Raw genomic sequence first — 16,798 nt, 5'->3', positions numbered from 1 at the left:
ATTCGGGGTGGAGTCACGCTCACCCAGGCCGATGAAGACCGGGCAGCGGACCCGTCCGGCATGGTCCGAGGTGATGAACGGGACGATCGACAGCGGCCCGGTCACGCCCGGAAGATGGGTACTCGTGAGGTCGTCGGCGGCGATGACGTCCGCGGGGACGTCCTCCCAGTAGAAATGGCGGCGGATGACCGGATTGGCCCGGTCGGACTTGAACGGCTCGTCGTAGGCGCCGGCCCGAGCCGGGACCATGATGGACTCGAGGCTGGGTATGCGGGTGCGGTCGTCTCCGGCGAGATAGGTGGCGAAGGGCGCGACCGTGCCGTAGCCGAGTGGGGCGATGGCGTCGAAGCTGCCGTGCAGCGACTGCTGGAAGACGGCGAGCATAGCCCCCATCGAGTGACCAACACCGATGACCGGTCCGACGTCGACCGGCCCCAGGCCGGGCAGGAGCGAGCCCTTCTCCGCGCGTTCCACCAGGTCGGAGAGCGCCGCGTTGTTCGCCGCGGCGACGACGTCGGGAGTGAGCTCGGCGGCCCGCGGATGCCGGGAACTCTCGCCGGTGGCGAGGTGGTCGACAGCGATGACGAGCATGCCCTGGGCCGCCAGATGCTCGGCGAAGCTGTAGCCGGTGCGGCCGGGGACGTCCAGATGCCAGTACGCCTTCGTGTAGCTACCACCCGGGAGGCAGAACAGCAGCGGCACCGGGCCCGCCGGCCGCGTCGGGGGCGGGAAGACCCACGTCGCGATGTGGTGCGGGCCGTCGATCGGCACACGGCCGGTCACGTCGACGATGACGGTGGGCGGGGCGGTGGCGACCGGCGTGCTCATCGGGCGCACCCCGCGTTCCCGACTCCCGTGTGTTCGTTTCCTAACATCAGCGAACCTCCTCAAGAACTGCCGCCCTTACTCGATAACGGACCCTGATCCGCGTGTGAGGACATCCGCGCCGATGCCACCCACCGGCTGCTGCGACACGCTGATCTCAGCGACCGAAGAGTTCCGCCACGCGTTCCTGCCCCCCGTCGAACTGATGGAGCTGGATCAGCGTCCCGTCCGGATCGAGAACGAAGAAAAGTCTTGATTTCCCCGTGTCGGTCACCGGCCCGATGACGGGAACGGACAGCTTGACCAGCTCGTCGTAGGCGGCGTCGATGTCGGCCACCGTCAGAGCTATCTTCGGGCGACCATAGGGCGCGGGGTAGAGCATGTCGGCCGGTTCCAGGGCCTGCCCGGTCGGATGGGGGCCGCCGGTCGGATGGGGACTGAACAGCTCGAGCATCATCGCGTCGATCCCGATGCCGACGCGTCCCCAGGCCTTTCCCCGTACTTCGAAAAGGACCTGGAATCCAAGCACACCGGTGTAGAAAGCCACTGAACAGTCGAGGTCTGCCACCGTCATCCCGACGTGCGAGAAACATCGGATCTCCGGCATTCTTTCCTCCCCATCGGCGGTTTCCGGGACGGCGGTGTTCAGCACAGGCGCAGGGCGACCCGGATCGAATCGTGGCCCGGTGTCCTTCGTGACAGGAGGGCGAACGCCTCCTCGAAACGTTCGAGGGGGAAGGTGTCGCCGAGCAGGTCGGCGGTCGGCACCCGGCCGGCGTTGATGAGCTCGACCGCCCCTTCCGTGTCGAGGCCCGCGCCGGGGTGGAGGGTGATCCGTCGGGTGGGGATCCAGTCGCTGTGGAAGCCCTTGAGCGGGCCGTCCTTCATCCCGGCGACGACGACATGCCCACCCTTGTGCACAAGATCCATGGCCAGGTTCACCGTCACCGGGTTTCCCGCCGCGGCGTCGATCACCACGTCCGCCATCCGGCCGTCGGTGATCTCGCGTACCCGTTCGACCGGGTCCTCGTTGTCGACGTCGACGGTGTGGTCGGCACCGACACGCAGCGCCCAGTCGAGGCGGAATCTGTCCCTCGCCGTCCCGGTCACGATCACCGTGGCGGCTCCGGCCGCGCGGGCAGCGACGATGGTGGCCATGCCCATGTGGCCGGGACCTTCGATGATCACGACATCGTCCGGCCGCACCGGCGCCACCCAGGTCACCGCGCAGCTCAGTGGCTCGAAGACCGTGAGCTCCTCGGCCGGGAGATCGTCACGCAGGCGATACACCTGGGAACCGGGCAGCAGTTCGAGGTGCTCCGCGAATCCGCCGTGCAGGCCGGAGCCCTCGTCCACGGAGAAGTCGTGCCCGTAGATGCGGTAACCGGCGGGGGTCACCACGATGTCACGGACGGCGACCCGGTCACCTTCCCCGACGCCCCACGCGGCGGCCGCCGCGGCGTCGATCTTCTCCACCCGGCCCACGATCTCGTGACCGGCGATGGACGGGAACGCACCGCCCCAGGACGTGTGCACATGACCCCGGAAATGATCGATATCGCTGTGGCAGAGGCCGGTCGCCTCCACCCGAAGGACAGCTCCGCCCGGCCGGGGATCGGGCACCGGCAGATCACGTTCCTCCCAGGTCTCGTCGCCGTTGAAAACGATGGCCCGGCTCATGGGAGAACCTCCACGCCCTCTGATGCGTACGCCGTTCGCCTTTCAGTCGATGAAGTATGCGAACAGTGCACGCATTCTGTCAAGGTGGTGTTGGATGGCCTGGTGAAGCGGCGATCATCTGTGGAGACCACCCTGCGGTCCGACTCGCCTGGGTCCAGGGCCGTACTTCCGGCGGATCCGCCGGATCCGCCGGATCCCGCGTCCTCGGGCGAACCGGTCGCGCCCGGATCGGTGCGCTGGTGGGTGGATCGCGCGGCGGTCGAGGCCCGGCGCAAGCCCCGCGCCGGGGGCCTGTCCACCGCGCGCATCATCGACACCGCGCTGGAGATCCTCCGGGAGGGCGGACTGGACGCGCTCTCCGTGCGGGCCGTCGCCGTGCGGCTCGGCACCAGCGCCGGATCCCTCTACCGGCACATCGCCAGCCGCGAGGAACTCGTCGCGCTGATCGCCGACCACGTCATGGGCGACATCCGCCTCGACCGCACCGGCCGGGGATGGCGCGCCGACGTCGAGGCGCTCCTGCGCGAGATGCGACGGGTCTTCCTCGAACAACCCCTCCCCCCGTCCGCGACCAGAGGGGAGGCGTACGGGCCGAACATGCTCCGCGTGGTCGACGCCGCCCTCGGACTCTTCCTGGAGGCCGGACTGACCAACGAGCAGGCCGCCTACGCCACCTCGACCACACTGAAATTCGTCGCCGCCGCCACCAGCATCCAGCGCAGTGCCGCCAGCCAGGCAACGGGCCGAAAAGCCGGAGGCGCCGACTTCGGCCAGCTTCTCGACGCGCTGCCCGCCAGCCAGTTCACCGCCCTACGCGTGGCCGGACCGATCTACGCGGACATCTCCGCCGACGATGTCTTCACCCAAGGCATGGCGATCCTCCTCGACGGCGTGGCCAGCCGACGCCCCGACAGGTGGTGAGCGTCGCGTCGGTCATCGCGAACGGCCGCCGGTCAACGTCCAGGACGGTGCCCGAGACCATCGTCGCGGCCAGCAGCGTCGGGTGCACCGGTCCGACGCCCACGACGCCCACGCGATCATCAACGCCGCGAGGCCCCCGCGTAACATCGGCACCGACAGCTTCCCCGCCCATCAGGCCGGCTGGCTGACCAACCAGTCCGAAACGGAAGCTGTCGCATTGCCGCGCGAGAGGGCGAGCAGCTGCGCCGAATGTGCTCGACAACGCCTGTCGACCTGTTGTAGATGGGATACGGATCGTCACAGCTGGTTTTCCGCAATGCCGTCGCCGTCAGACGGTGTCTGAACCCCTTCAGTACCGCCCCGACCTGCTACGGGGCTTCCTGGCCGGAACCGGCCTACAACTCGAACCACCATAGCCGGTCACCTCACGAGTACAACATCAGTAAAGCCACCCATCGAGTGGCCGACCAGCACGTCACCGGGTTCGCTCACTTCAACGACCGCGTCGCGGTAGCGGGCGAGAGTGGCGTCCTCGTCGACGCGCTTACCGTGGCCGGGAAGATCGATAGCTAGTGCGGTGTGACCGCGCTTCTCGAGAGCTGCACCGGCTGAACCGTGCGATCGCCCTCGACCACACCGCCACCGCCGACCGGCCCGCCATCCTCGAGCAGGCGGCGGGCATCCTCGCCAGCGGCGACGAATTCGCCCACGGCGCCCGGCCCGGCCCGGCGCCGACGCGAGTGGCAATCCGCAGCTGCGGATTGCGGACCCAGCTGAGCGGGACGGGCGAGTGTGGCGTCATCATCGGTCTGCTCGGGTTGTTCACGCCGCCTCCCCTGCCGCCGCCCGGCACCACCGTGGCCGTCTGTGGCGTGGGGAATAGACCGCGACGGTGGGGCCGAAATGGTCACCCAGTCGCCAATGCGACGCACCCAGCTGGCGATGATTTGCCGCATCCCACCGGCGGTCATTGGTCCGGATGAAGGGCGTGAAGCCGGTCACTGGCGGTGGACGTCAAGGCCGTTGGACACCGGCGAGCCCATCGACCGGGCGGCGTGGATCGTTCGACAGGACGGCACTCGGTCGCGCCGATCGGCCGGATCCTCAAGGAAGTCGATCTCGAACGGCGGCGGTCCACGACTGTCGCGACCCTCCCGCTGACCAGGGCTTTGCCGCCAAGGTTCGCGCCCTCTACCTGCTCCCAGCCGCGGGCGCGACGCCGCTCAACCTGATCGCCGCGGCGGATGTCGTGCCCGGCCATGTTTTCTTGCAAAATCATCTTAGGGAGCTACGCGGCACTACTATCCGCCCATGGCGGTCCCCGCGGGTTCTTCCCCGACCTCGCCCATCGCGGCCAGTCTGCGGCACCAGGGTGTCGACGTATCGGTGGTGCGAGCCGGCACGTACGCCCTGGGGGTCGGCCGCGAAGTGGTCAGCGGTTGGCATTCGCACGAGGTTCACCAGCTGGAGTGCGCGTTCGAAGGCATCGTCCACGTCGAGACGGCGACGACGCGCTATCTCCTCCCGCCCCAGCAGGCCGTCTGGATCCCAGCCGGGATGGTTCACTCCAGCACGATGACCAACGTCAAGGCCGTCGGGGTCTTCTTCGACCCTGCGATGGGCCTGCCGGCGGGCGACCGGGTCCGCATCCTCGCCGCCGCACCGGTGATCCGGGAGATGATCTTGCACGCCAAGCGGTGGCCGATCAGCCGGACAGTGCAGGACCCGATGGCCGACACCTTCTTCGAAGCCCTCGCCCACCTCGTCGTCGAATGGCTCGACCGCGAGACCCCGCTGTGCCTGCCAACCAGCCGCGACCCGCTCGTGGCCGCGGCCATGGATTACACCAACGAGCACCTGGCCGAGGTGTCCCTGCCCAAGGTGTGCGCGGCTATCGGGGCGTCGGAGCGCTCGCTGCGCCGGGCGTTCGCCGCCGCGACCGGCATGTCCTGGCGCCGGTACCACCTCGAGAGCCGCCTACTGAAAGCCATGGTCCTGCTCGCGCAGGACGGCCAGAACCAGAACGTCACCGCTATCGCCATTGCCGTCGGCTTCCAGAGCGTGAGCGCCTTCACGCGGGCGTTCGGCCAGTACGCGGGAGAGACGCCAACCGCCTACCGCCAGCGCGTCTGCGCCGAATGAGGCCGTTCGCCGGTGGGTTACGCCGGGCGGTGCACCGCGAACAATGCGGCGCTCGGGACGCTGCCGACTACGTATCCGGCATGGCGACGAGCTTCCTGGTGAGCATCCCGCGGTGTCCGATACGGCACTTCTCCTTCTTCTCGACTGCCCGGTTGGAAAGGTCGTTCACGCCATCCGCCGCCAGCACTGTGCCGCCGGGTCCGGGCGTTGCCGGGCAGGATGGGCTGGCCGGTGTCCAACGGCCTTGACATCCACCGCCAGCGACCGGCTTCATGCCCTTCATCCGGACCAATGACCGCCGGTGGGATACGGCAAATCATCGCCAGCCGAGTGCATCGGATTGGCTACTAGGGAATTAGACCGCGACGGTGGGGCCGGAATAGTCAACGACTTGGCCGAACGCGCAAAGACGGCCAGGGTCGGGCCGTCGATGATGAGCCCACAGGACGCTGCCGACGGTCCCAGACGGGCAAGGATGGCGCTCGCACCGGAGCTGATGACTACCGGTGTGGACCATCGAGCCGTCTGAGCTGAACGTCGGGATCATCATGGCGGCGGCGGTAGCGGAGGCGGCGTGAACAAGGACGACTTAATCCTGATCAGCGTGGACGACCATGTGATCGAGCCACCTGACATGTTCGACGGCTTCATCCCGGCCAAGTACGCCGATCGGGCCCCCCGGCTCGTCTCGGACGAGCTGAGCGACAAGTGGGTGTTCGGCGAAGGCGAGGCCCGCAGCTCGGAGCTGAACGCGGTGGCCGGCCGCCCGCCTGAGGAGTATGGCGTGGAGCCGACGCGGCTCGAGGAACTGCGGCGGGGCTGCTACGATGTGCATGAACGAGTCAAAGATATGAGCGTCAACGGCGTGCTCGCCTCGCTGAACTTCCCGTCGATGGCCCGCTTCTGCGGCCCGTTCTTCGCCAGCCGAGTCGACCAGGACCCCGGCCTTGCCCTCGCCGTCCTGAAGGCCTACAACGACTGGCACCTCGACGCCTGGTGCGGCTCCTACCGCGACCGGTTCATCCCCTACTCGATCCCGCCCATCTGGGCCCCCCAGCTGATGGCCGCCGAGATCCGCCGGACCGCGGCCAAGGGCTCGCACGCGGTCAGATTCTCGATGAACCCCTACGCTCTCGGCCTGCCGTCACTGCACAGCGACCACTGGGACCCGTTCTGGGCGGCGTGTCAGGAGACCGAGACGGTCGTGTGCGTGCACATCGGGTCGGGCGGTATCGGTGTGGTCACCGCACCCGACGCCCCGATGAACGTCGAGATCACCTGCGCGGCCATCAAGACCTTCCCGACGGCGACCGATCTCGTGTGGTCACCGATCTTCCAGAAGTTCAAGAATCTGAAGGTGGCATTGTCGGAGGGCGGCATCGGCTGGATCCCGTACTTCCTCGATCGGGTGGATTACACCTACAAGCAGCACAAGGCATGGACCCGCCCCAACCTCGGCGGCCGGCTACCGAGCGAAGTCTTCCTCGACCACGTCGTCACCTGCTTCATCGTCGACGACTTCGGCCTGGCCAACCTCGACCGGATGAACGAGGACATGATCACCTGGGAATGCGACTACCCCCACTCCGACAGCACCTGGCCGCGCTCCCCCGAGGTGGTGGCGGAGGCTGTGGCCGGGCTGACCGACACGCAGGTCGACAAAGTCACCCACCTGAATGCCATGCGGGTGTTCTCGTTCGACCCGTTCGCCCTCCGGCCGCGCGAGCAGTGCACGACTGGCGCGTTGCGGCGGGAAGTTGCAGGCCACGACATCTCGATCCTCTCCCGCGGCACTCGGAACTGGAAGGCGGTCACAGTGGGGCAGTTCGCCCACTCGCACCAGCCGACCAGCACGGCGTGAGCGCGGCGCCACTCGCCGGGGTGCGGGTGCTCGAGGTGGCCTCGCACGTTTTCGTCCCGTTGTCGGGGGCCGTGCTCGCTGAGTGGGGAACCCTTGATACTCCCGTATCGCACCGCCGACCATGGCGACCGACCCCCGCTTCCTCGACATCGACGCCCGCCGCCGCAACGCCCAGGCATGCAAAGTTCGAGGGTGAGTGGGCACCGAGCCGCAACGGCCACTCCCTCTCGCTGGCGACCGCACCCGTGCAGTTCGACCAGCAGCCCAGCCAGCCAGCCGGCCCGCACCCCCGAGCACGGCGAACACACCGAGACCGTGCTCCTCGAACTCGGCCTCACCTGGGACGAAATCGACGAACTCAAAGCCAGCAAGGCCATCCTGTAAACGGGCGCGGCAGTCACATCTAAAGGCAGTTGGGATTTGCCGGGCGAGGCAAGGAATTGGCCGAATACGCAAAGATCGCGCTAAGCTCAACCGGAAGGATTCGTTGATGCTGGGTGCTGTAAGGATATCGGGCGATGGCGTCGAACCGCCCCGGCGAGTGGGGATTGAGATGAGCGACACCTGGACGGTCACCGTAGATCGGGAGCGGTGTATGGGTAGCGGTATCTGCCTCGTCTATGCGGCCGGCACGTTTGGCCATGACGAGGAAGCCAAGGCGATCGTGATCGACTCGGCCGCCGATCCGATTGACGTGATTCGCGTTGCGGCAGAAGGGTGCCCGACCGCCGCAATCCAGCTCGCGCCAAACGATGGGATGTGACGGTGTTACTCGAAAGGAAGAGCGCGGTGATCACTGGCGCCGGGTCGGGCGTCGGCCGCGCCTCAGCCCTGCGGTTCGCCAAAGAGGGTGCGCTCGTCGTCTGCACTGACATTCGGCTCCAGTGGGCGAAGGAGACCGTGCGCCAGATCGAGGCTGCTGGCGGCGTCGCCATCCCGCAGGAATGCGACGTGGCATCTGAACAGGACGTCGCCGCGACGGTCGCCGCGGCCGTCGAGCGGTTCGGCCGGCTCGACATCATGTTCAACAATGCCGGCATTCCAGCGCCCCGCCGCGGCAAGACGATCGAGGACCACACTATCGAGGAGTTCGAGCGCATCACGTCGGTCAACCTCCGCGGGGTGTTCCTCGGCTGCAAGTACGCGGTGGCGCAGTTCAAGAAGCAAGGCGACGGCGGCGTCATTCTCAACACCGGGTCGGTAGCCGGGTTGGTCGGCCTGGGCGACACGATATACGGAGCGACGAAGGGTGGCGTGCACCAGCTGACCCGCGGCGTCGCCATCGAATGCGCACCCTTCGGCATCCGAGTCAACGCGATCTGCCCCTCCGGCATGCCGTACACCACCAATTTCACGGCGGCAGGCGGAACAGAGGTTCCGCCCGACGCCCTTGAGCAGTACGCCGAGCGGGTCGGGTCAATCCATCCGCTGGGCAAGCCGATCAGGGCGGAGGACTGCGCCGAGGCGGCGGTGTACCTGGTGTCGGACCGGGCGGCGAATATCACAGGTGTGTTGTTACCGGTCGACGGAGGTTACGTAGCGAGATGACCAGACCAGATAGCATTGGGTTGCTTGACCGGGCGCGTTTGCGCGAGGTTTTCGATCTCCGCAATGAGGCGAACCTCGGCACGGTCGCGGGCTATGAGGAAGACCCGTACCCGAGGTGGCACGAGCTTCGGGAGCTGGCAGCGGTACATCCTGGAACGTTGCACGAGTTGACGGGTTTCAGCGGCCCGGTGTTGTTTCAAGGATTGCCGTTCGAGGACCGGCCGCACTTCACCGCGTTCACGTTCGCGGCGTGTGACGAGGCGTTGAAGAACCAGGATGTTTTTGCTTCGTCGTCGGTAGCGGTCGATCTCGAGGGCGGACGGCTCGCTCCACTGAACAGCATATTCTCCATGGCCGGTGCCCAGCACCGCCGTTACCGGAGGCTGGTGCAGTCGTCGTTCGTGCCACCGCGGATGGCCTGGTGGACCGAGAAGTGGATCGAAACGACGGTACACGCATTGATCGACTGGTTCGCCGGCGACGGCTCTGCGGACCTGAACGTCGATTTCTCGGCAGCGGTCCCGGTACTGACGATCACGGGCAGCTTCGGGGTGGCGGTCGAGCAGGCGATCGCGATCCGGGAGGCTTTGAGCAGCCCGGAGCGGCTCGTACCGCTGCTGGCGCCGATCATCGCCGCCCGCCGCGAGACTCGCGAGGACGATCTCATCAGCGTCCTGGTCGACGCCGAGGTGCAGGACGACGACGGGAACCCTCACCGCCTGTCGGATGCCGAGATCTATTCGTTCGCGGTGTTGCTCCTCATGGCGGGATCGGGCACGACATGGCGACAGATGGGGATTGTACTGACCGCGTTGTTACAGCGCCCGGAAATCCTCGACGCGGTACGCCGGGACCGGCAGCTGCTGCATAACGCGATCGACGAGTCGTTGCGGTGGATGCCAACCAATCCCATGTTCTCCCGGTTCCTGACCAAGGATGTTGAATTCCACGGCGCGCATCTCCCGAAGGGCGCGGTGTTGCACCTCGCGCTGGGTGCCGGTAGCCGGGATCCCCGCCGCTGGGAACGGCCCGACGAGTTCGACGTGACCCGCCCACCGAAGCCGTCGCTGGGGTTCGGCGGGGGACCCCACGTGTGCCTGGGGATGCATGTCGCCCGGGCCGAGATGTACACGGGCATCGGCGCCCTGCTCGACCGGCTGCCGAACCTTCGGCTCGATCCCGACGCCGACCCTCCCCGCATCATCGGCATGTACCACCGCGGCCCGACAGCGATCCCCGTGCTGTTCGGTTGAGAGGAGCGACCCGTGACTGAGAGCGACTTCCAACTACCTGACCGGACCCTGCTCGGCGCGGAACACGTCCGCCGTTACCGGGAGACCGACGGCGAGGTCGGCTACCTCTGGAACACCGTCCCGATATTGCTGCTCACCACGACCGGCCGGCGCACCGGCGAGGCACGTACCACGCCGCTCATCTTCGGGCGCGACGGCGACGACTACCTCGTCATCGCCTCCACCGGCGGCTCACCCCGGCGCCCAGCCTGGTACCTGAACCTCACCGCAAATCCTCGAGCCGAGATCCAGGTCCGAGCCGACCACATCGTGGTGACCACCCGCACCGCAACCGAGCAGGAAAAGCCATGGTCATGGAGGATCATGGCCGACATCTGGCCCAACTACAACGTCTACCAGCGACGTACCGAGCGAGTGATCCCCGTCGTCGTACTCACCCCTGCCTAGATGGGCACGGCGGGCAAACCCGCCGGACGGAAGGAGCAGGCAGCAGTGGCTGACAGACCTCAGTTCGAGTCGAGGATGTTCATCGACGGCAAGCTCGTCGAGGCCGCGACCGGCAAGACGTTCGACAACGTCAACCCGGCGACCGAGGAGGTGCTCGGCCAGGTCACCGATGCCTCCGCCACTGACATGCACCGCGCCATCGACGCCGCCCGCCGGGCCTTCGACGAGACCGACTGGCCGACGAACCGCGCGTTGCGCAAGCTCTGCCTCTCCCAGCTACAGAAGGCGCTCGAGTCGGAACGCGAGCAGTTCCGCGAGGAGCTGCTCGCAGAGGTCGGCTGCCCGCGGACGATCACCAACGGCGAACAGCTCGACGCGCCGCTGGCGAACGCGCTGCGCCACCCGACCAAGCTCATCGACACCTACCCCTGGGAGACCGACCTCGGTAACACGGTCGACGAGCGAAGCGGAAGGCTGACATCGCGGAGGATCTGGCGCGAGCCGACCGGCGTCGTCGGGGCCATCGTGCCCTGGAACTTCCCGCTCCAGATCGCACTGCACGCACTCGGCCAGGCGCTGGCCACCGGCAACACGGTCGTGCTCAAGCCTGCGCCGGACACCCCGTTCCACGCCACCCGCCTCGGCCGCCTCATCGCCGAACACACCGACTTCCCGCCTGGAGTCGTCAACGTCGTCACGGCGTCGGACCACCTCGTCGGCGAGGAACTGACCCTCTCCCCCAAAGTCGACCTGATCGCCTTCACCGGGTCGACCGCCGTCGGAAAACGGATCATGGAGAAGGGTGCGGCCACCCTCAAACGACTGTTCCTGGAGCTGGGCGGCAAATCGGCGACGATCGTGCTCGACGACGCCGACCTGCAGACCGCCACGAGGATGGGCATCGCCGCATGCGTCCACGCCGGCCAAGGCTGTGCCATCCCGACCCGGATGCTGCTCCCCCGCTCCCGCTACGACGAGGGCGTAGCCCTGCTCGAGGCCATGTACGCGGGCGTCAAGGTCGGTGATCCCCAGCAGGGGGATACCGTCACCGGCCCGGTCATCTCGACAAAACAGCGTGAGCGGGTGCTCGGCTACATCCGCAAGGGCATCGATGAGGGAGCCAAACTTCTCGTCGGCGGCACCGAGCGGCCCGAAGGGCTCGACAAGGGGTACTTCGTCAAACCGACGCTGTTCGTCGACGTCGACAACTCCATGACCATCGCCCAGGAAGAAATCTTCGGGCCCGTCCTGGCGGTGATCCCGTTCGAGGACGACGAGGACGCGATCAGGATCGCCAACGACAGCTCCTACGGCTTGTCCGGCGCGGTGATGTCGGGATCGCTGGAACGGGCGCTGGCGGTGACCCGACGTATCCGGACGGGCACCGTCCACGTCAATGGCGGCCTGGCGTCCGGCCCGGACATGCCCTTCGGCGGCTACAAGGCCAGCGGCATCGGCAGGCACAAAGGACATGCGGGCTTCGACCAGTACCTCGAGACCAAGTCCACAGCTTGGCCGGCGAGCTGACGCGCTCATCGCTTGGCAGACCTACATCTCAGGCAAGGGCACAACCACCTGACCTTCCCGGGACGCGCCGCACCTGGACCTGGGACTTTCGTCGACGCAGCGCACGACCGCCTTCTCCGGCGGGTCGAGGTAGACCCCGACCACGTCACGAACCTTGTCCACGAACAGCGGGTCCGTCGAGAGCTTCCACGTCTCGACCAGATGCGGTTTCAGGCCGAATGCCCGTCACATCCGCGACACCGTCGACTGCGACAACCCCGACGCCCTGGCCAGCTCACCGCCAGTCCCGCGGGTTGGCGTGGGAGAACGGTGTCGCGCGGAACGCCGAGTCGTCGCCCCTGTGGATGAACAGGTGCCCGGTGAGCACGTCGCCGTCGCCCAGCACGGCCCAGCCGCGCCCACTGATCTCATCGCCTTCGTCGTCGCCGTCCCAGCTGAACTCGACGAGGGGCCGGCCGTCGCGCGTGCCCCAACGACAGTCCATCCAGCCGCGAACGGCGATGAACCCGAACTCGCCGCTCCCGTCCCGGTCGAACTCGATGAACCCGGGGCCGACGAGGTCGATGGCATCCTGGTCCCACAGGTCCATCTCCACGATCCGCCACCGCCCGGTCAGACGCTTCATCCGATCCTCCGCCCTCGCCGTGGTCGCTCCGTCGGACTGGTCCGGCAGCCGCTCGCTGTTCTGCAAGCACTCGGGTGGAAGGCCGGGCACGCATGAGTGCCGTGGCATGAGGAACGAACATGGAACAGCCGCAGGAACATCATCGCGATTACATCGACCCGCGAAGATCTACCAGCAGGCCGCGGGCCACAGCATAGACAATGATCGTCGGCGGAGAGAGTTCGGCGTCCCGAGCACAGCGCTCCCACAGATCCGTCACACAGGGCGACCACCGTGCACCAGGTCCCACCATGGGCGCGACCGCAGGCGCCACTCAGATCGGGGCACCGGTCGATGCCTGGGCGCAAGGACGTTGCCAAGCTCGAACAGGGACGTCAGCCCGGCCACGATTCCCGTGCGGGCCGTTCAAGACCGTCGACCCGTATCGACCGCAGTCGACTCGGCCCACCACCAGAGTCCCGAGCTGCCGTCTGACCGTGTCTCGGACGCCAGTTTGTGTTACCGGTGTAGTCGGCTCGGCGAATCTTCGCGTGCGCCGCGCCCGCAGCGACCGTCGGGCCCGTGACCTGCAAGTTCAGGTTCGCATTAATACTGGTTGGATGCTCCCGGTCAGGATCGAACCTTCGGAATCTGCCAGGCGCCCCTGCGGGAAGAAGGCTCACCTGCCACGACTGTCCGGTTACGCCCGGACTCCTTTGCTCGGTAGAGGGCGGCATCCGCACGAAGCAGCAGGTCATCCAGGCAACGGTCGCCAGCGGTCAGCATCGCGACACCCACGCTCACCGTAATTGCGAGAGAGCCACCGGGGATGCAGACCGGGCTCGTCGATACGTTGTTTCGAAGCCGTTCAGCGAGGACGACCGCGGCATCCTCGTGGCAGTCGAGCACTGCCGCGAACTCCTCTCCGCCGACCCGCCCCGTCACGCCGTGCGGGCGGAGCACATTCTGGATGAATTCGCCGATCCTGGCGAGAACGAGGTCCCCCACGGCGTGACCATGGCGGTCGTTCACGCCTTTGAAGCCATCGATGTCAGTCATCAGAGCAGCGAGCGGTTGGCCGGCAGTAATGTGTTTCTCGACCAGAGTGCCGGCCTGCCCGAAGAAGGCGCGCCGGTTGGCGAGTCCGGTCAGCGGATCGGTGCAGGCGAGACTTCTGGTCTCCCTGAAGATCAGCGCCTGCTCGAATATGGTGGCTGCCTGACCGAGAATCTTCTGGGCAATGGCCGCGCGTTTCGGGCCGTAGCGGCCGGGGGCGCGGGATGTCACCACGACTATCACGCGCGGGTACGTGCCGCGGGCGGCCGGCACGGCGATCCAGCTTCCGGCATAGCTCTGGTGGCCCGGCATCTGTTCCAGCGCGGGGAAGTGCGAACTGGCTCGCATGGTGCCGCAGAAGGCAAGGTGGAGCACCGAATCGGACGGCGCAACGAAGTCCATACCGACTACCCGCTGGTCCACGTCGCCCTGCACCGCGATGACCTTCAGGGCCTGATCCGGTTCTCGGGCGAGCACCCAGGCCGCGTGCCAGGGAAGCAGCGGCGCGGCTGCCGTCATGATTCGTGCGAGGACATCCTGGCCATCAAGTGTGGACATGTCCTGAGCCGCGATTCCGCTCAGCGTCTCCGCCACTTCCCGATTTCTGCGCTCCGTCTCGTACAACCTCTTCAGCCGGGCTGTGTCATAGTCCCTGACCCATATTCGTCGCCGGTCCGAGTCGCTCTTCGTCGAGGACAGGACGTTCTGGATCTTGTCCGCCGCAAGATCAGCTACGGCAGCCATCATGGGTCCTGAGTCCACCGCCGGGCAGCAAAGGTCCAGCAGGCCGAGAACCTGGCCCGTGACGGGGTCACCGAGAGGCACACCGACACAGGAAAGATCCCGGAGCTCGTTGACGTAGTGCTCGCCGCCGGCCACCAGGGTCGGAGCACCACGATGCAGTGCCGTGCCGACGGCGTTGGTACCGGCAGACTGTTCGGACCAGCTGTAGCCCAATACCAGGAACTTAGGGTCTGATCGTGTAGGTTCTGGCTGTGCCGAGGCGTGGTCAGGTCAAGGAGAAGGCCGGGGACCGGTTGGTGGACCGGGTCGGGCTGGGGGTGCTGGCCGCGCAGTTCCCGGACGTGCTGGTCGACCGGGTGGTCGCGGAGGCGGGCCGGCGTGAGCGGCGGACGCGGGATCTGCCGGCGGCGTTGATGGTCCGCTATGTGGTCGCGTTGGCGTTGTTCCCCTCGGACGGCTACGACGAGGTGATGCGGCAGGTCAAGCTCGCCGACGACTGGCTGTCCGGCAGCGCGGGGCCGGTGAAGGTACCGGCGACGACGGCGATCACGAAGGCGCGGGACCGGCTCGGGCCGGAGCCGGTGAAGCTGCTTTTCGAACAGGCCGCGGTGCCGATGGCCCTGCCCCGCAGGACAGTGGGGGCGTTCTACCGCCGGTGGCGGGTGTGCGCGGTCGACGGGACGACGCTGCTGGTCCCGGACACCGACGAGAACGCGGCGGCGTTCGGGAAGCCCGGCAACGACCAGGGAGAAGGCGCGTTGCCGCAGGTCCGGCTGCTGGGACTGGTCGAGTGCGGCACCCGGGCGCTGCTGGCAGCCGGGTTCGGCGGGACCGGCGGGTCCAAGGCCGCCAGCGAGCAGGCCCTCGCCCCCGGGCTGCTCCCGGCGTTGCGACCGGGCATGCTGCTGTTGGCCGACCGGAACTTCCTCGGCTTCGAGTTGTTCGAGAAGGCCGCCGCGACCGGCGCGGACCTGCTGTGGCGGGCCAAGAAGGACCGTCGCCTCCCCACCGACACCGAGCTCGCCGACGGCTCGTACCTGTCCCACCTGGCAGAACCCGGCACCAGGGGTAAAGGCCGAAAGATCACAGTTCGGGTCGTCGAGTACACCCTGGACCGCGACCCAGACACCGCCGAGCCCCTGCCCGCGAGCAGGAAGGAGACCTACCGGCTCGTCACCACCATCCTCGATCCCGCCGCCGCACCCGCCGCCGAACTCGCCGCGTTGTACAGCGACAGGTGGGAGGTCGAGACCCTACTCGACGAGGTCAAGGTCCACCAGCAGGACGGACGGCTGGTGCTACGGTCCCGCACACCCGACCGGGTCGAACAGGAGGTCTGGGGCGTCCTGACGCTGCACCGGGCGTTACGGAAACTCATCCACGACACCGCCCTGGTCGAGGGGATCGACCCCGACCGGCTCTCCTTCACCCACACGGTCACCATCGTCCGGCGCCAGGTAGTACGCCGGGCGCTTTCCCCCCCTCCGGCGGATGGCCCGTGTCCTGGCCGCGGTGACCGCTGAGATCGCCGAACACGTCCTACCGGAACGTCACCGCTCCAACCCCCGCGTCGTCCGCCGGGCCAACCGCACCCCGTTCCCCGCCAAGAAACCGATCGACAGACACCTCACAGGGCCACCACCCTCGGTCGTCACAGTACTGACCCGAACCTAAAGTTCCTGGTATTGAGCTGTAGCCGGGAAGCGAAGCGGCCCGGTCGAGTCGGCGTCTGAACGTGGGATCTTTGGCGAAACGGAGCAACAGCACGGCGTCCGCATCGGTGAGAAGCAGGCCGATCTGCTGGCCGGCCAGCCGGCCGGCCAGCCGTTGCAGGATCGGTCTCGCGATATCCACTATCGGCGGGTCCAGATCCCGGTTCACCGGGTGCGGCACGAGTCGATCCGCCGCAACGGCCCAGCGCCGCGACCGCAGCCATGATTCCCCGATGAGATCTCTGACCCCGACTGGCTTGTTGCTCCTCGTGGCCAGGAACTGGTCGCGCGCCTCCAGGACCGATGCCCGATGCCCGCTGTCATCAGTCCCTGCGCCTGGGAGGTCGTTCTCATGCGCCGCAGGGGTCCGCCGTCCCGGCATCGTATGCACCTCCTCGGCGTACCCCTTGGCCAGCGCCGTGCCCAGGAAAGCCCGGCCTAGCCAGCCTATGCCGTACGACCTCCCGCTTCTTCGCCC

16 protein-coding genes and 1 pseudogene are annotated in these 16,798 nt (G+C 67.3%); 9 read left to right on the top strand and 8 right to left on the bottom strand.

Annotated features, from left to right (window positions below; all coding sequences use genetic code 11):
- The 3 genes from AC559T_RS28080 to AC559T_RS28070 all read right to left on the bottom strand — a co-directional run.
- A partial coding sequence (locus AC559T_RS28080; protein WP_498870622.1) for an alpha/beta fold hydrolase occupies window positions 1-828 on the bottom strand: 828 nt, incomplete at its 3' end.
- A 154-nt stretch (window positions 829-982) separates the two neighbouring features.
- On the bottom strand, window positions 983-1,477 hold the full coding sequence (locus AC559T_RS28075) for a VOC family protein (RefSeq protein ID WP_498870621.1): 495 nt from the start codon (window positions 1,475-1,477) through the stop codon (window positions 983-985).
- Window positions 1,471-2,505, bottom strand: coding sequence for a zinc-dependent alcohol dehydrogenase (locus tag AC559T_RS28070; RefSeq protein ID WP_498870620.1), 1,035 nt, complete (start codon window positions 2,503-2,505; stop codon window positions 1,471-1,473). Before AC559T_RS28070 ends, AC559T_RS28075 begins: the two co-directional genes overlap by 7 nt.
- 84 nt (window positions 2,506-2,589) lie before the next feature.
- Here AC559T_RS28070 and AC559T_RS28065 point away from each other — a divergent pair, with 84 nt between their 5' ends.
- Complete coding sequence (locus AC559T_RS28065; protein ID WP_131628176.1) at window positions 2,590-3,426, top strand: TetR/AcrR family transcriptional regulator; 837 nt, start codon at window positions 2,590-2,592, stop codon at window positions 3,424-3,426.
- 420 nt (window positions 3,427-3,846) lie between these two features.
- On the opposite strand, the gene AC559T_RS28060 is transcribed toward AC559T_RS28065, so the two are convergent.
- Window positions 3,847-4,173 (bottom strand): alpha/beta fold hydrolase, encoded by a 327-nt coding sequence (locus tag AC559T_RS28060; RefSeq protein WP_200835348.1) that lies wholly within the window; start codon window positions 4,171-4,173, stop codon window positions 3,847-3,849.
- 564 nt (window positions 4,174-4,737) lie between these two features.
- Between AC559T_RS28060 and AC559T_RS28055 the strand changes: the two genes are divergently transcribed.
- From AC559T_RS28055 to AC559T_RS28025, 7 genes are all read left to right on the top strand, one after another.
- The gene (locus tag AC559T_RS28055) at window positions 4,738-5,568 is read left to right on the top strand and encodes an AraC family transcriptional regulator (protein ID WP_498870619.1); all 831 of its coding nucleotides are present in this window, start codon (window positions 4,738-4,740) and stop codon (window positions 5,566-5,568) included.
- Between the two features lie 574 nt (window positions 5,569-6,142).
- Window positions 6,143-7,429 (top strand): amidohydrolase family protein, encoded by a 1,287-nt coding sequence (locus tag AC559T_RS28050; protein ID WP_112107477.1) that lies wholly within the window; start codon window positions 6,143-6,145, stop codon window positions 7,427-7,429.
- 553 nt (window positions 7,430-7,982) lie between these two features.
- Window positions 7,983-8,192: a ferredoxin gene (locus tag AC559T_RS28045; RefSeq protein ID WP_041256562.1), complete on the top strand. Its 210-nt coding sequence runs from the start codon at window positions 7,983-7,985 to the stop codon at window positions 8,190-8,192.
- 2 nt (window positions 8,193-8,194) lie between these two features.
- The gene (locus AC559T_RS28040) at window positions 8,195-8,977 is read left to right on the top strand and encodes an SDR family oxidoreductase (RefSeq protein WP_049796021.1); all 783 of its coding nucleotides are present in this window, start codon (window positions 8,195-8,197) and stop codon (window positions 8,975-8,977) included.
- Window positions 8,974-10,230 carry a cytochrome P450 gene (locus tag AC559T_RS28035; protein ID WP_498870618.1) on the top strand — a complete coding sequence of 419 codons (1,257 nt, stop codon included), beginning with the start codon at window positions 8,974-8,976 and terminating at the stop codon, window positions 10,228-10,230. Before AC559T_RS28040 ends, AC559T_RS28035 begins: the two co-directional genes overlap by 4 nt.
- 12 nt (window positions 10,231-10,242) lie before the next feature.
- Window positions 10,243-10,677 carry a nitroreductase family deazaflavin-dependent oxidoreductase gene (locus AC559T_RS28030; RefSeq protein WP_498870617.1) on the top strand — a complete coding sequence of 145 codons (435 nt, stop codon included), beginning with the start codon at window positions 10,243-10,245 and terminating at the stop codon, window positions 10,675-10,677.
- 75 nt (window positions 10,678-10,752) lie between these two features.
- Window positions 10,753-12,204, top strand: coding sequence for an aldehyde dehydrogenase family protein (locus AC559T_RS28025; RefSeq protein ID WP_498870624.1), 1,452 nt, complete (start codon window positions 10,753-10,755; stop codon window positions 12,202-12,204).
- Window positions 12,205-12,291: 87 nt separating this feature from the next.
- Here the strand turns inward: AC559T_RS28025 and AC559T_RS28020 are convergent.
- The 3 genes and pseudogenes from AC559T_RS28020 to AC559T_RS28010 form a co-directional block, all read right to left on the bottom strand.
- Window positions 12,292-12,456, bottom strand: a pseudogene (locus tag AC559T_RS28020) (IS630 family transposase); the annotation flags it as partial.
- A 22-nt stretch (window positions 12,457-12,478) separates the two neighbouring features.
- Window positions 12,479-12,829: a hypothetical protein gene (locus tag AC559T_RS28015; protein WP_498870616.1), complete on the bottom strand. Its 351-nt coding sequence runs from the start codon at window positions 12,827-12,829 to the stop codon at window positions 12,479-12,481.
- A 609-nt stretch (window positions 12,830-13,438) separates the two neighbouring features.
- Window positions 13,439-14,821 (bottom strand): sensor domain-containing diguanylate cyclase, encoded by a 1,383-nt coding sequence (locus tag AC559T_RS28010; protein WP_498870615.1) that lies wholly within the window; start codon window positions 14,819-14,821, stop codon window positions 13,439-13,441.
- 38 nt (window positions 14,822-14,859) lie between these two features.
- Between AC559T_RS28010 and AC559T_RS28005 the strand changes: the two genes are divergently transcribed.
- A complete protein-coding gene (locus tag AC559T_RS28005) occupies window positions 14,860-16,131 on the top strand; it encodes an IS4 family transposase (protein ID WP_498870614.1) in 1,272 nt (423 codons plus the stop codon).
- A gap of 16 nt (window positions 16,132-16,147) precedes the next feature.
- Here the strand turns inward: AC559T_RS28005 and AC559T_RS28000 are convergent, their stop codons facing one another.
- Entirely contained in the window at window positions 16,148-16,702 is a 555-nt protein-coding gene (locus AC559T_RS28000) for a hypothetical protein (RefSeq protein WP_498870623.1), read from the bottom strand.
- Window positions 16,703-16,798 lie beyond the last annotated feature (96 nt).

The sequence above is a fragment of the Frankia sp. Hr75.2 genome, assembly GCF_949319125.1.
GTDB classification, from domain to species: Bacteria; Actinomycetota; Actinomycetes; order Frankiales; family Frankiaceae; genus Parafrankia; species Parafrankia soli.
Note: the sequence above shows the minus strand (reverse complement) of the source record. Positions and strands in the feature narration are given on the sequence as shown.

Bases quoted from the DNA above. Each gene is read 5' to 3' on its own strand.
- AC559T_RS28070 (WP_498870620.1), bottom strand. From the start codon at position 2,505: ATGAGCCGGGCCATCGTTTTCAACGGCGACGAGACCTGGGAGGAACGT.
- AC559T_RS28055 (WP_498870619.1), top strand. From the start codon at position 4,738: ATGGCGGTCCCCGCGGGTTCTTCCCCGACCTCGCCCATCGCGGCCAGT.
- AC559T_RS28045 (WP_041256562.1), top strand. From the start codon at position 7,983: ATGAGCGACACCTGGACGGTCACCGTAGATCGGGAGCGGTGTATGGGT.
- AC559T_RS28035 (WP_498870618.1), top strand. From the start codon at position 8,974: ATGACCAGACCAGATAGCATTGGGTTGCTTGACCGGGCGCGTTTGCGC.
- AC559T_RS28025 (WP_498870624.1), top strand. From the start codon at position 10,753: ATGTTCATCGACGGCAAGCTCGTCGAGGCCGCGACCGGCAAGACGTTC.
- AC559T_RS28015 (WP_498870616.1), bottom strand. From the start codon at position 12,829: ATGAAGCGTCTGACCGGGCGGTGGCGGATCGTGGAGATGGACCTGTGG.
- AC559T_RS28000 (WP_498870623.1), bottom strand. From the start codon at position 16,702: ATGCCGGGACGGCGGACCCCTGCGGCGCATGAGAACGACCTCCCAGGC.